This is a genomic window from Streptomyces noursei (assembly GCF_001646665.1).
Lineage (GTDB): Bacteria > Actinomycetota > Actinomycetes > Streptomycetales > Streptomycetaceae > Streptomyces > Streptomyces lavendulocolor.
Genome location: NZ_LWBU01000053.1, coordinates 50,404 through 63,566, shown reverse-complemented (window position 1 = coordinate 63,566; position 13,163 = coordinate 50,404). Strand labels below are relative to the sequence as shown.

The 13,163-nt window shown below is 72.0% G+C and carries 11 protein-coding genes and 1 pseudogene; 10 read left to right on the top strand and 2 right to left on the bottom strand.

Going from position 1 to position 13,163, the window contains the following annotated elements; translation table 11 throughout:
- The first annotated feature begins 102 nt into the window (after positions 1-102).
- Positions 103-2,079 (top strand): threonine--tRNA ligase, encoded by a 1,977-nt coding sequence (gene thrS / locus A4V12_RS05420; RefSeq protein WP_064068065.1) that lies wholly within the window; start codon positions 103-105, stop codon positions 2,077-2,079.
- Between the two features lie 79 nt (positions 2,080-2,158).
- Positions 2,159-2,716, top strand: a complete 558-nt coding sequence (locus A4V12_RS05415) for an HIT family protein (protein WP_064068064.1) — start codon at positions 2,159-2,161, stop codon at positions 2,714-2,716.
- A gap of 75 nt (positions 2,717-2,791) precedes the next feature.
- On the opposite strand, the gene A4V12_RS05410 is transcribed toward A4V12_RS05415, so the two are convergent.
- Together A4V12_RS05410 and A4V12_RS05405 are read right to left on the bottom strand one after the other, a co-directional pair.
- Positions 2,792-4,438 (bottom strand): hypothetical protein, encoded by a 1,647-nt coding sequence (locus tag A4V12_RS05410; RefSeq protein WP_107415331.1) that lies wholly within the window; start codon positions 4,436-4,438, stop codon positions 2,792-2,794.
- Between the two features lie 179 nt (positions 4,439-4,617).
- Entirely contained in the window at positions 4,618-6,819 is a 2,202-nt protein-coding gene (locus A4V12_RS05405; RefSeq protein WP_064068062.1) for an elongation factor G-like protein EF-G2, read from the bottom strand.
- 259 nt (positions 6,820-7,078) lie between these two features.
- Between A4V12_RS05405 and pgsA the strand changes: the two genes are divergently transcribed.
- The 8 genes and pseudogenes from pgsA to A4V12_RS38355 form a co-directional block, all read left to right on the top strand.
- Positions 7,079-7,777, top strand: a complete 699-nt coding sequence (gene pgsA / locus A4V12_RS05400; protein WP_064068061.1) for a phosphatidylinositol phosphate synthase — start codon at positions 7,079-7,081, stop codon at positions 7,775-7,777.
- Complete coding sequence (locus A4V12_RS05395; protein ID WP_064068060.1) at positions 7,774-8,688, top strand: phosphatidylinositol mannoside acyltransferase; 915 nt, start codon at positions 7,774-7,776, stop codon at positions 8,686-8,688. The genes pgsA and A4V12_RS05395 overlap by 4 nt, the downstream gene beginning before the upstream one ends.
- On the top strand, positions 8,685-9,845 hold the full coding sequence (locus tag A4V12_RS05390; protein ID WP_064068059.1) for a glycosyltransferase family 4 protein: 1,161 nt from the start codon (positions 8,685-8,687) through the stop codon (positions 9,843-9,845). The genes A4V12_RS05395 and A4V12_RS05390 overlap by 4 nt, the downstream gene beginning before the upstream one ends.
- A 118-nt stretch (positions 9,846-9,963) precedes the next feature.
- The gene (locus tag A4V12_RS05385) at positions 9,964-10,650 is read left to right on the top strand and encodes an N-acyl homoserine lactonase family protein (RefSeq protein WP_064068058.1); all 687 of its coding nucleotides are present in this window, start codon (positions 9,964-9,966) and stop codon (positions 10,648-10,650) included.
- 11 nt (positions 10,651-10,661) lie between these two features.
- Complete coding sequence (locus A4V12_RS05380; RefSeq protein WP_064068057.1) at positions 10,662-11,210, top strand: hypothetical protein; 549 nt, start codon at positions 10,662-10,664, stop codon at positions 11,208-11,210.
- A gap of 268 nt (positions 11,211-11,478) precedes the next feature.
- A complete protein-coding gene (pdxS, locus tag A4V12_RS05375; RefSeq protein WP_064068056.1) occupies positions 11,479-12,387 on the top strand; it encodes a pyridoxal 5'-phosphate synthase lyase subunit PdxS in 909 nt (302 codons plus the stop codon).
- Positions 12,384-12,977, top strand: coding sequence for a pyridoxal 5'-phosphate synthase glutaminase subunit PdxT (pdxT, locus tag A4V12_RS05370; RefSeq protein ID WP_107415330.1), 594 nt, complete (start codon positions 12,384-12,386; stop codon positions 12,975-12,977). Before pdxS ends, pdxT begins: the two co-directional genes overlap by 4 nt.
- Positions 12,978-13,039: 62 nt before the next feature.
- A pseudogene (locus A4V12_RS38355) lies at positions 13,040-13,163 on the top strand (YebC/PmpR family DNA-binding transcriptional regulator); the annotation flags it as partial.

Here is a 13,163-nt window from a genome sequence, read left to right as displayed (position 1 = left end):
GGAGGGGGAAACCGTTTCGCGGCGGGGCCGGGCGGCTCGGTACCATGCGGTACGGCGTGCGCGAGGTGAACGCGACGCTTCCCCTTCAGTCAGGAGAGACCGGTGTCAGACGTCCGTGTGATCATCCAACGCGATTCCGAGCGGGAAGAGCGCGTGGTGACGACGGGCACTACGGCCGCCGACCTCTTCGCCGGTGAGCGCACCGTCGTGGCCGCCCGGGTCGCGGGCGAGCTGAAGGACCTGACGTACGCGATCAAGGACGGCGAGACCGTCGAGCCGGTCGAGATCTCCTCCGAGGACGGCCTGAACATCCTGCGCCACTCCACCGCGCACGTCATGGCGCAGGCCGTGCAGGAGCTGTTCCCCGAGGCCAAGCTGGGCATCGGCCCGCCGGTCAAGGACGGCTTCTACTACGACTTCGACGTCGAGCGCCCCTTCACCCCCGATGACCTCAAGGCCATCGAGAAGAAGATGCAGGAGATCCAGAAGCGCGGGCAGCGCTTCTCCCGCCGCGTGGTGACCGACGAGGCCGCCCGCGAGGAGCTGGCGGACGAGCCGTACAAGCTGGAGCTCATCGGCATCAAGGGCTCGGCGTCCAGCGACGACGGCGCGGACGTCGAGGTGGGCGGCGGCGAGCTGACCATCTACGACAACCTCGACGCCAAGACCGGCGAGCTGTGCTGGAAGGACCTCTGCCGGGGCCCGCACCTGCCGACCACCCGGAACATCCCGGCGTTCAAGCTGATGCGCAACGCGGCGGCGTACTGGCGCGGCAGCGAGAAGAACCCGATGCTCCAGCGCATCTACGGCACCGCGTGGCCGTCCAAGGACGAGCTCAAGGCCCACCTGGACTTCCTCGCCGAGGCCGAGAAGCGCGACCACCGCCGCCTCGGCACCGAGCTTGACCTCTTCTCCGTCCCGGACCAGATCGGCTCCGGCCTCGCCGTCTTCCACCCCCGGGGCGGCATCATCCGCCGCGTCATGGAGGACTACTCGCGCCGCCGGCACGAGGAGGAGGGGTACGAGTTCGTCTACACCCCGCACGCCACCAAGGGCCGCCTCTTCGAGACCTCCGGCCACCTGGACTGGTACGCCGACGGCATGTACCCGCCCATGCAGCTCGACGAGGGCGTGGACTACTACCTCAAGCCCATGAACTGCCCGATGCACAACCTGATCTTCGACGCGCGGGGCCGGTCCTACCGTGAGCTGCCGCTGCGCCTGTTCGAGTTCGGGACCGTGTACCGGTACGAGAAGTCCGGCGTCGTGCACGGCCTGACCCGCGCCCGCGGCTTCACCCAGGACGACGCGCACATCTACTGCACCAAGGAGCAGATGGCGGAGGAGCTCGACAAGACGCTCACCTTCGTCCTGAACCTGCTGCGCGACTACGGCCTGAACGACTTCTACCTGGAGCTGTCCACCAAGGACCCGGAGAAGTTCGTCGGCTCGGACGAGATCTGGGAGGAGGCCACCGAGACCCTGCGGCAGGTGGCCGAGAAGCAGGGGCTGCCCCTGACCCCGGACCCGGGCGGCGCGGCCTTCTACGGCCCGAAGATCTCGGTCCAGGCGAAGGACGCCATCGGCCGTACCTGGCAGATGTCGACCGTCCAGCTCGACTTCAACCTGCCGGAGCGGTTCAACCTGGAGTACACCGCCCCGGACGGCTCCCGCCAGCGGCCGGTCATGATCCACCGCGCCCTGTTCGGCTCCATCGAGCGGTTCTTCGCGGTGCTGCTGGAGCACTACGCGGGCGCCATGCCGCCGTGGCTGGCCCCGGTGCAGGCGGTCGGCATCCCGATCGGCGACGCGCACGTCGAGTACCTCCAGGAGTTCGCCGCCGAGGCGAAGAAGAAGGGCCTGCGGATCGAGGTCGACGCGTCCTCGGACCGCATGCAGAAGAAGATCCGCAACCACCAGAAGCTGAAGGTGCCGTTCATGGTCATCGTCGGTGACGACGACATGAGCGCCGGCACCGTCTCCTTCCGCTACCGGGACGGCTCGCAGGAGAACGGCATCCCGCGCGACGAGGCGCTGGCGAAGATCGCCGACGTCGTGGAGCGCCGCGTGCAGGTGTGATCCCTGCCGAGGGGCGGTCCCGGTGCCACCAGGTCACCGGGGCCGCCCCTCGGCGGTTCCCGCTCCACCGGCGGCGAATATGCTGGCTCCCATGACGACTGAGCCGGAGCAGCAGATCGGAGTCGGGACGCCTGACGCGTTCCAGCGCCTGTGGACGCCCCACCGGATGGCGTACATCCAGGGGGAGAACAAGCCGACCGGCCCCGGCGCCGACGACGGCTGTCCCTTCTGCACCATCCCGGCCAAGTCCGACGAGGACGGCCTCGTCGTCGCGCGGGGCAGGAGCGTGTACGCGGTGCTCAACCTGTACCCGTACAACGGCGGGCACCTGATGGTCGTCCCGTTCCGGCACGTGGCCGACTACACGGAGCTGGACGACGCGGAGACGGCCGAGCTGGCGCTGCTGACCAAGCAGGCCATGGCCGCGCTGCGCACCGCGTCCGGGGCGCACGGTTTCAACATCGGGCTCAACCAGGGCAGTGCCGCCGGCGCCGGGATCGCCGCCCACCTGCACCAGCACATCGTGCCCCGCTGGGGCGGCGACACCAACTTCATGCCGGTCGTCGGCAACACCAAGGTGCTGCCCCAGCTGCTCGGGGACACGCGGCGGATGCTCGCCGGGGCCTGGCCGGCCTAGACCGGCCCGTCGGCCCGGCCCGGCCGGCGGGCGATCCGCGGGCCGGACGCGCGGCGGCCCGCGGGCCGCCCGCGGTCACGCGTCGTACGTGTCGGCCTTCTTCGGCATCGGGTCCTGGACGAAGCCGCTGAGGACCATCGACCGGTTGCTGAAGCGCTCGGTGTCCACGCCGTGCTCGTCGAGCATCTTGATGGTCGCGGCGTGCACCGCGCGCATGACCGGGGTCGCCGCGCGGATGGCGTCGTCGGCCATGAAGCGGTGGCGCCAGGGCTGAGCGGCCCAGGCGTGCCGCAGGCCGAAGGGCTCTGGCAGGACGAGCTTGCCGCCGAGGAAGTCGAGGACCGGCGGGAACCAGGTGAGGGGGGCCCGCACCGCCAGGCGTACGACCTCGTCGTTGTCGATCAGCGGCAGCGGGATCTCCTTGGTCTCCCAGAACCGGACCGTCTTGGAGACCACCTTCTTCTTCGGCTCCGGCTTAGTGGTGAACAGGCCGTGCACGGGGCCGAGGGCGTGCCCGGTGACCTCGATGCGCAGCGTGTGCAGGAGCGCCGTGACGGTCACCATCATCGTGAGGACCAGCTGGCCGTCCCAGAGCACGAACTGCACGCCCAGGTAATGGCGGTTGCCCTTGCCGAACTGGTTCTCGTTGCACACGCGCTGTATCTCGTGCGGCTTCACCTGGAAGGCCACGACGTCCTCGCCCTCGGGCCGGGCGACCTCCTTCGCCCCCTCCCCGACGGGCGTGACGATCCAGTGGTTGACGGACGGGGTGGGGAACCCGGTCTTCAGGGTGCCGCGCTCCAGCAGCTTCAGCTCGTCGTGGATGGGGCGGATCACGTCCCAGGTGCGGAAGGCGTGGATCTCCTTGCCCTCCTTGGGGACCAGCTCCTCGGCGAGGTGCCAGCTGCCCCAGCGGGTGCCCATCCCGAGGATGCCCTTGGGCCCCGCGTAGAAGACCACGTTGGAGCGCTGCTCGGCGGTGAGCTTCTCCAGCTGCTGGCGCAGCTCCTCGGCGGCGGTCTCGTTCGGGTCGTGCGGCACCGCTTCGGGGATCTTGGGCCCCATCCCTCCGCCGCCGCTGAGCAGGGAGTCCCAGCGGGCCCGCAGGTCCTTCGCGGTGGACTCGCAGATCCGCTTGGCCAGGAACCAGCCGAGCACCGGGGCGACGAACATGGCGCGCAGGTAGAGGGCCGGCAGGCCGGTGAACGGCAGCCGGAACAGGAAGAGGAGGGCCAGGATGCCGACTCCGACGAGCAGCAGGGTCCCCATGGCGCCGGAGCGCTTGCCGAGCGTGCCGCCGGCGAGGGTGCGGCGCAGCTGGAAGACGGTCAGCCAGACCAGCGTGCCGGGCAGGAACAGCACCCCGAACAGCAGGGTGATGAGCGTCAGCCGCTTGTCGCGCTGCTTGCGGATGTTGGTGGCGGCCAGGCAGTGCTCGACGACCGGCTGGGGGTCCGTGCCGAAGGACTGGATGAGCGGTTTGCGGGCGCCGCCGAGCATCCGGACCTGCACGGCGCGGGAGAACGCCTCGCCGAGGGTCGGCTTGAAGAGCGAGAACCTGCCCTTGGTGACGGTCGACTCGTGCCACTCGTTGTTGGCCTTGAGGATCTCCTCGACGTCGACGTTCTCCCGGTACGCGGCGGAGGCCAGCGCGTGGGTCGCCACGGTCTGCCCCGCCGAGCCCTGGAGCGGGACCTGCGCCCCCGGACCGAAACTGTCCATTGTCACTTCGCCGCCCCCATCGCCGCGTGTGTCCGCACTGCGGTCTGTTCCCAACCCCCGTGCCCGGCACACCTGGTGAGCGGGGCACTACAGCCTATCGAGGACGTCGGCCGCGCGCCGGTGGACGGCTCGATGCCGCCCGCCGCGGTGGAGCGGGCGGGCGGCACGGCCGGTGCGGGTCAGGCTCCGGTGCGTTCGCGGACCTTCTCGGCGACCTGCGCGGGCATCGCCTCGTGGCGTGCGTAGGAGCGGTCGAAGCGGCCGGTGCCGTGGGAGATGGAGCGGAGGTCGACGGCGTACCGCCCGATCTCGATCTCGGGCACGTCGGCCCGTACGAGCGTCCGTCCCTGGCCCGCCTGTTCGGTGCCGACGACGCGTCCGCGCCGGCCGGACAGGTCGCTCATCACCGGGCCGACGAACTCGTCCGGAACGAGCACCTGGACCTCGGCGACCGGTTCGAGGAGGTCGATGCGGGCGTCCGCCGCCGCCTCGCGCAGTGCCAGGGCGCCGGCCGTCTGGAAGGCCGCGTCGGAGGAGTCGACGGAGTGCGCCTTGCCGTCGCGGAGGGTGACGCGGACGTCGACGAGGGGGTGTCCGGCGGCGACGCCCTTGGCGGCCTGGGCGCGTACGCCCTTCTCCACGGACGGGATGAACTGGCGGGGCACGGCTCCGCCGACGACCTTGTCGACGAACTCGATGCCCGAGCCGGGCGGCAGCGGCTCCACCTCGATCTCGCAGATGGCGTACTGCCCGTGCCCGCCGGACTGCTTGACGTGCCGCCCCCGCCCGGAGGCCGGGCCGGCGAAGGTCTCGCGGAGCGACACCCTGTGCGGTACGACGTCGACCTGGACGCCGTAGCGGTTGCGCAGCCGCTCCAGCGCTACGTCCTTGTGCGCCTCGCCCAGGCACCACAGGACGACCTGGTGGGTGTCCTGGTTCTGCTCCAGGCGCATGGTGGGGTCCTCGGCGACGAGCCGGGACAGCCCCTGGGACAGCTTGTCCTCGTCCGCCTTGCTGTGCGCCTGGATGGCCAGCGGCAGGAGCGGGTCGGGCATCGTCCAGGGCTCCATGAGGAGCGGGTCGTCCTTCGCGGACAGGGTGTCGCCGGTCTCCGCGCGGGACAGCTTGGCGACGCACGCCAGGTCGCCGGCGATGCAGCGGTCCAGCTGCCGCTGCTGCTTGCCGAAGGGCGCGGAGAGCGCGCCGATCCGCTCGTCGACGTCGTGGTCCTCGTGGCCCCGGTCGGCCAGGCCGTGCCCGGAGACGTGGACGGTCTCGTCGGGGCGGAGGGTGCCGGAGAAGACCCGTACCAGCGAGATCCGGCCGACGTACGGGTCGGAGGAGGTCTTCACGACCTCGGCGACGAGCGGCCCGTCCGGGTCGCAGGTGATCAGGGGGCGCGGTGTGCCGTCGGGCGTGGTGACGGCCGGCGCCTCGCGTTCCAGGGGGGTGGGGAAGCCCCGGGTGATCAGGTCCAGCAGTTCGACCGTGCCGAGGCCCTGCTTCCCGCCGGGGGCCGCGGGGGCGGCGGCGAGGACGGGGTGGAAGGTGCCGCGGGCGACGGCCTTCTCCAGGTCGTCGACGAGCGTCTTGAGGTCGATCTCCTCCCCGCCGAGGTAGCGGTCCATCAGGGACTCGTCCTCGCTCTCGGCGATGATCCCCTCGATGAGGCGGTTGCGCGCCTCCGCGATCAGCGGGCGCTGGGCGTCGTCGGGCGGGTTCTCCTGCCGCTCGCCCGAGGAGTAGTCGAAGATCTTCTGCGTGAGCAGGCCCACCAGTCCGGTGGCGGGGGAGTGCCCGTCGGGCGCCTGCGCGCCCAGCACGGGCACGTACAGCGGCAGGATGGCGTCGGGGTCGTCGCCGCCGAAGATCCGCGCGAGGACCCGGGTCAGCTCGTCGAAGTCGACGCGCGCGGTGTCGAGGTGGGTGACGACGATGGCGCGGGGCATGCCGACCGCGGCGCACTCCTCCCACACCATGCGGCAGGAGCCGGCGATCGCGTCGGCCTCCTGGGCGGCCGAGACGACGAAGAGGGCCGCGTCCGCGGCGCGCAGACCGGCCCTGAGCTCCCCGACGAAGTCGGCGTATCCGGGGGTGTCCAGCAGGTTGATCTTGTACTCGCCCCATTCGAGCGGGACGAGGGAGAGCTGTACGGAGCGTTGCTGGCGGTGTTCGATCTCGTCGTAGTCGGAGACCGTGCCGCCCTCCTCGACCCGGCCCGCCCGGTTGACCGCTCCGGCGGTCAGCGCGAGGGCCTCCACGAGGGTCGTCTTGCCGGATCCGCTGTGGCCGACCAGCACCACGTTCCGTACCGATGAGGGCTGGTCGGCCGTTATCGCCCTGCCGGCGGCCCCGGGGTGTGCGTTCGCCTTGTCGCCCATGATTCTTCCTCCTGATCGCGAGTGCACGGGGTGCGTGCACGGTGGAGGTGGGGGGCGCGGGCGCGGGGGAGCCTCCTTGGGCAGCTCCGGCGGTGCCCGCGGTCGTCCTTCGAGCTTTCCACTCAGGCCAGGTTGCGTCCATACGTCCGACACCGCGACGGGAGCAGGGTGCCCGGGGGTGGCGGGTGCCCCCGCCTGGCTACGATGGGCCAGCCGGTGGCCGTTGGGGCCGCGCGGCCCACCGACCCTCGGGAAGGCCATGCTGAACAAGTACGCGCGTGCATTCTTCACGCGTGTTCTCACACCGTTCGCCGCGTTTCTGCTCCGCCGCGGGGTGAGCCCCGACGCCGTCACGCTCATCGGTACGGCCGGTGTGGTGGCGGGCGCGCTGGTCTTCTTCCCCCGGGGGGAGTTCTTCTGGGGAACCATCGTCATCACGCTGTTCGTCTTCTCCGACCTGGTGGACGGCAACATGGCCCGCCAGGCGGGGATCTCCAGCCGCTGGGGCGCCTTCCTGGACTCGACGCTGGACCGGGTCGCCGACGGCGCGATCTTCGGCGGCTTCGCGCTGTGGTACGCGGGCAACGGCGACGACAATGTGATGTGTGCCGTGGCCATCTTCTGCCTGGCGAGCGGCCAGGTCGTGTCGTACACCAAGGCGCGCGGCGAGTCGATCGGCCTGCCGGTGGCGGTCAACGGCCTGGTCGAGCGGGCGGAACGGCTCGTGGTCTCGCTGGTCGCGGCCGGCGTCGCCGGGCTGCACGGCTTCGGTGTGCCGGGCGTCCAGGTACTGCTGCCGATCGCCCTGTGGGCGGTCGCCGTGGGCAGTGCGGTGACGCTCGGGCAGCGGGTGGTGACGGTGCGGCGCGAGTCGGCGGAGGCGGACGCGGCTGGTGCTGTGGGTGGTGCCGACGGCACCGGCGGTGCCGCTGGTGCGAGGGGGAGTGAGGCGACGTGAGCGCGGTGGGTGACCGGCTGACCGACACGCTGTACGGGCTGGGCTGGAGCACGGTCAAGAAGCTGCCGGAGCCGGTGGCGGCCGGGCTGGGCCGGCGCATCGCGGACACGGCGTGGAAGCGGCGCGGCAAGGGGGTGCTGCGGCTGGAGGCCAACCTCGCGCGCGTGGTGCCCGACGCCTCCCCGGAGCGGCTGGCGGAGCTGTCGAAGGCCGGGATGCGCTCGTACATGCGCTACTGGATGGAGTCGTTCCGGCTGCCGGCGTGGAGTGCCGAGCGGGTCGGGGACTCCGTCGCCATAAAGGACGTGCACTACCTGACGGAGGGCCTGGCCGCCGGCAGGGGCGTCGTCCTGGCGCTGCCGCACCTGGCCAACTGGGACCTGGCGGGCGTATGGGTCACCCGCTCGCTGGGCGTGCCCTTCACGACGGTCGCCGAGCGGCTGAAGCCGGAGACGCTGTACGACCGGTTCGTGGCCTACCGGGAGTCGCTGGGCATGGAGGTGCTGCCGCACACCGGTGGTGCGGCGTTCGGCACCCTGGCGCGGCGGCTGCGGGCCGGCGGGCTGGTGTGCCTGGTCGCCGACCGGGACCTGTCGGCGTCGGGCGTCGAGGTGGAGTTCTTCGGCGAGAAGGCGCGGATGCCGGGCGGCCCGGCGATGCTGGCGCAGCAGACCGGCGCGCTGCTGCTGCCGGTGGCGCTCTGGTACGACGACACGCCGGTGATGAAGGGCCGGGTGCACCCGCCGGTGGACGTGCCGCCGGCCGGGACGCGCGGCGAGCGGACGGCCGTCATGACGCAGGCGCTGGCCGACGCCTTCGCCACCGGCATCGCCGACCACCCCGAGGACTGGCACATGCTGCAGCGGCTGTGGCTCGCCGACCTGGACCCCGCGAAGGGACCCGAGGCGTGAGGATCGGCATCGTCTGCCCGTACTCCTGGGACGTTCCAGGAGGCGTCCAGTTCCACATCCGGGACCTGGCCGAACATCTCATCGGCCTCGGCCACGAGGTGTCCGTGCTGGCGCCCGCCGACGACGAGACGCCGCTGCCGCCGTACGTCGTCTCCGCGGGCCGCGCCGTCCCCGTGCCGTACAACGGCTCGGTGGCCCGGCTGAACTTCGGGTTCCTCTCGGCGGCGCGGGTGCGGCGGTGGCTGCACGACGGCACGTTCGACGTGATCCACATCCACGAGCCGGCCTCCCCCTCGCTGGGGCTGCTCTCCTGCTGGGCCGCACAGGGCCCGATCGTGGCCACCTTCCACACCTCCAACCCCCGGTCCCGGGCGATGATCGCCGCGTACCCGATCCTCCAGCCCGCGCTGGAGAAGATCAGCGCGCGGATCGCGGTCAGCGAGTACGCCCGCCGGACGCTCGTCGAGCACCTGGGCGGCGACGCCGTCGTCATCCCCAACGGCGTGGACGTCGACTTCTTCGCCAAGGCCGAGCCCAAGGCCGAGTGGCAGGGCGGCACCCTCGGGTTCATCGGACGGATCGACGAGCCGCGCAAGGGCCTGCCGGTGCTGATGAAGGCCTTCCCCCGCATCCTGGAGGCCTGCCCCGACACCCGCCTGCTGGTCGCGGGCCGGGGCGACGAGGAGGAGGCCGTCGCCTCGCTGCCGGCCGGGATGCGCGGGCGCGTGGAGTTCCTCGGCATGGTCAGCGACGAGGACAAGGCACGGCTGCTGCGCAGCGTGGACGTGTACGTCGCGCCCAACACCGGCGGCGAGAGCTTCGGCATCATCCTGGTCGAGGCCATGTCCGCCGGCGCGCCGGTGCTCGCCAGCGACCTCGACGCGTTCGCGCAGGTGCTGGACCAGGGCGCGGCGGGCGAACTCTTCGCCAACGAGGACGCGGAGGACCTGGCCAAGGCGGCGGTCAGGCTGCTCGGCGACCCGGTGCGGCGCACGGAGCTGCGGGAGCGGGGCAGCGCCCATGTCCGCCGCTTCGACTGGGCGACGGTCGGTGCGGACATCCTGGCGGTCTACGAGACGGTCACCGACGGTGCCGCCTCGGTGGCCACGGACGAGCGGCTGGGGCTGCGCGCCCGGTGGGGCCTGGCGCGGGACTGAGGCGGTCCGGCAGGGCCCGGCACGGGCCGCTGAGGGGCCGGGCCGCCGGCGTCGCCCCCGGCCCGGCCCGACCGCCCGCCCCCTGTCGGCGCCGCGCACGGACCGGCAGCATGGCCGCATGCGGATTCACCGACTGGACCTGGGCCACTTCGTCCGCTCCGCCGCCGAGGCGGGCACCCGCCACGCGCGCGTGGAGCCCGTCCTCGCGTACCTGGTGCGGCACCGCGAGGGGCTGCTGCTCTTCGACACCGGCATCGGCGAGGGGGACGCGGAGGCCGAAGCGCGGTACCGGCCACGGCGCAGGGGCCTGAAGGAGGCGCTCGCCACCCAGGGGGTCGCCCCGGACGACATCGACGTCGTGGTCAACTGCCACCTCCACTTCGACCACTGCGGCGGCAACCCCCTCCTCGCCGGCCGCCCCGTCCTCGTACAGCGCACCGAACTGGCCACGGCCCGCGCCGGCGGCTACACGATCGACACCCTGATCGACTTCCCCGGCGCCCGGTACGAGGAGCTCGACGGCGAGACGGACATCTGGCCGGGCGTGCGGGTCGTCCCCACGCCCGGGCACACGGCCGGCCACCAGTCGCTGGTCGTGTCCGGGGCGGACGGCACGGTGGTGCTCGCCGGGCAGGCGTACGACTTCGCCTCGCAGTACGCCTCGGACGAGATGGCGCGCGCCTCCGGGCACGCGGAGGTGCCCGTACCCGCCTGGCTCGGACGCATCGCGTCGTTCGCCCCGCGCCGTGTGCTGTTCGCGCACGACCGGTCGGTGTGGGAAGGGGACGCGCCGGCGCCCCGGTAGCCTTTCCGCCCGTGATCGAAACCCTCATCTGGATCGTCGTCGGCCTGGTCGCGATCGGCCTGTACCTGAGCTGGACCGCGGGGCGGCTCGACCGGCTGCACGCCCGGATCGACGCCGCCCGCGCCGCGCTCGACGCACAGCTGCTGCGCCGCGCCTCGGTCGCCCAGGAGCTGGCCACCTCCGGCGTCCTCGACCCGGCCGCCTCCATCGTGCTGTACGAGGCCGCGCACGCCGCGCGGCAGGCCGAGGAGGAGAACCGGGAGGTCGCCGAGAGCGAGCTGAGCCAGGCGCTGCGCGCGGTGTTCGGCGAGGCCGAGCAGATGGAGGCGGTACGGGCGGCCCCGGGCGGCGAGCAGGCCGCGGGCGAGCTCGCCGCGGCGGTGCGCCGGGTGCCGATGGCCCGCCGGTTCCACAACGACGCGGTGAGGGCCGCCAGGGCGCTGCGCCGGCACCGCAAGGTGCGCTGGTTCCGGCTGGCGGGGCACGCTCCGTTCCCGATGGCCTTCGAGATGGACGACGAGCCCCCGACCGCCCTGGCGGACCGGCCCGGGAGCGGCTGACCGGCGAGGCGGATCATCGGGCGCGCCCGGACGGGGCCGCCGCGCGCCCGGCCGGTGACGGCCCCTGAACGGCCGCGAGGCGCGGGCCACTCGCCGCCTCCGGACAGCCGCACCGCGCACCGGGTCACCCGGCGCAGGGGCCACCCGCCACCGGCCCGCCCACCGGAAAACGAGCCACCGGCTCATCATTGGCCCTTGATGTGGCCCGGGTGGCCCGGGTTTCCTCGGTCTAGTTGAAACCACCCCGTTTCTTGAGTGAGGTCCCTCCGTGTCCAGCACCAGCACCCCGCAGTCCCCCGAGACCGGCACCGCCCGCGTCAAGCGCGGCATGGCCGAGCAGCTCAAGGGCGGCGTGATCATGGACGTGGTCAACGCCGAGCAGGCCAAGATCGCCGAGGACGCCGGCGCCGTCGCCGTCATGGCCCTCGAGCGGGTCCCGGCCGACATCCGCAAGGACGGCGGTGTGGCCCGGATGTCCGACCCGAACATGATCGAGGAGATCATCGACGCGGTCTCCATCCCGGTCATGGCCAAGTCCCGCATCGGCCACTTCGTCGAGGCGCAGGTGCTGCAGTCCCTCGGCGTCGACTACATCGACGAGTCCGAGGTCCTCACCCCGGCCGACGAGGTCAACCACTCCGACAAGTGGGCCTTCACCACCCCGTTCGTCTGTGGCGCCACCAACCTGGGCGAGGCCCTGCGCCGCATCGCCGAGGGCGCGGCCATGATCCGCTCCAAGGGCGAGGCCGGCACCGGCAACGTCGTCGAGGCCGTCCGCCACCTGCGCCAGATCAAGAACGAGATCGCCAAGCTGCGCGGCTTCGACAACAACGAGCTGTACGCCGCCGCCAAGGAGCTGCGCGCCCCCTACGAGCTCGTCAAGGAGGTCAGCGAGCTGGGCAAGCTGCCGGTCGTGCTGTTCTCCGCCGGTGGTGTCGCCACCCCGGCCGACGCCGCGCTGATGCGCCAGCTGGGCGCCGAGGGCGTCTTCGTCGGCTCCGGCATCTTCAAGTCGGGCGACCCGGCCAAGCGCGCCGCCGCCATCGTGAAGGCCACCACCTTCTACGACGACCCGAAGATCATCGCGGACGCCTCCCGCAACCTGGGCGAGGCCATGGTCGGCATCAACTGCGACACCCTCCCCGAGGCCGAGCGCTACGCGAACCGGGGCTGGTGATGACCACTCCGCTCATCGGTGTCCTGGCCCTCCAGGGCGACGTACGTGAGCACCTGATCGCCCTGGCCGCGGCGGACGCCGTGGCCAGGCCGGTCCGGCGTCCCGAGGAGCTCGCCGAGGTCGACGGCCTGGTCATACCCGGCGGCGAGTCGACCACCATCTCCAAGCTGGCCGAGCTGTTCGGCCTCATGGAGCCGCTGCGCGAGCGCATCGCGGCGGGCATGCCCGTGTACGGCACCTGCGCCGGCCTGATCATGCTCGCCGACAAGATCCTCGACCCGCGGTCGGGCCAGGAGACGCTCGGCGGCATCGACATGATCGTCCGCCGCAACGCCTTCGGGCGCCAGAACGAGTCCTTCGAGGCGGCCGTCGAGGTCGCCGGCATCGACGGCGGCCCCGTCGAGGGCGTCTTCATCCGCGCCCCCTGGGTCGAGTCCGTCGGCGCCCGGGCCGAGGTCGTCGCCGAGCACGACGGCCACATCGTCGCCGTACGGCAGGACAACGCCCTCGCCACGTCGTTCCACCCGGAACTGACCGGCGACCACCGGGTGCACGCCCTGTTCGTCGACATGGTGCGCGCCGCGGCCTGACCCGATCCCGGTAGGATCTCTGGGGTTCGTTCAGAAATGGGTTACGCGAAGGAGACAGGCAGATGTCCGGCCACTCTAAATGGGCTACGACGAAGCACAAGAAGGCCGTGATCGACGCCAAGCGCGGCAAGCTCTTCGCGAAGCTGATCAAGAACATCGAGGTCGCGGCCCGCACCGGCGGCGGCG

What these genes read in the sequence shown, in the direction of transcription:
- A4V12_RS05415 (WP_064068064.1), top strand. Translation starts at nt 2,159, where the DNA reads ATGCTGGCTCCCATGACGACTGAGCCGGAGCAGCAGATCGGAGTCGGG.
- A4V12_RS05410 (WP_107415331.1), bottom strand. Translation starts at nt 4,438, where the DNA reads ATGGACAGTTTCGGTCCGGGGGCGCAGGTCCCGCTCCAGGGCTCGGCG.
- A4V12_RS05405 (WP_064068062.1), bottom strand. Translation starts at nt 6,819, where the DNA reads ATGGGCGACAAGGCGAACGCACACCCCGGGGCCGCCGGCAGGGCGATA.
- pgsA (WP_064068061.1), top strand. Translation starts at nt 7,079, where the DNA reads ATGCTGAACAAGTACGCGCGTGCATTCTTCACGCGTGTTCTCACACCG.
- A4V12_RS05385 (WP_064068058.1), top strand. Translation starts at nt 9,964, where the DNA reads ATGCGGATTCACCGACTGGACCTGGGCCACTTCGTCCGCTCCGCCGCC.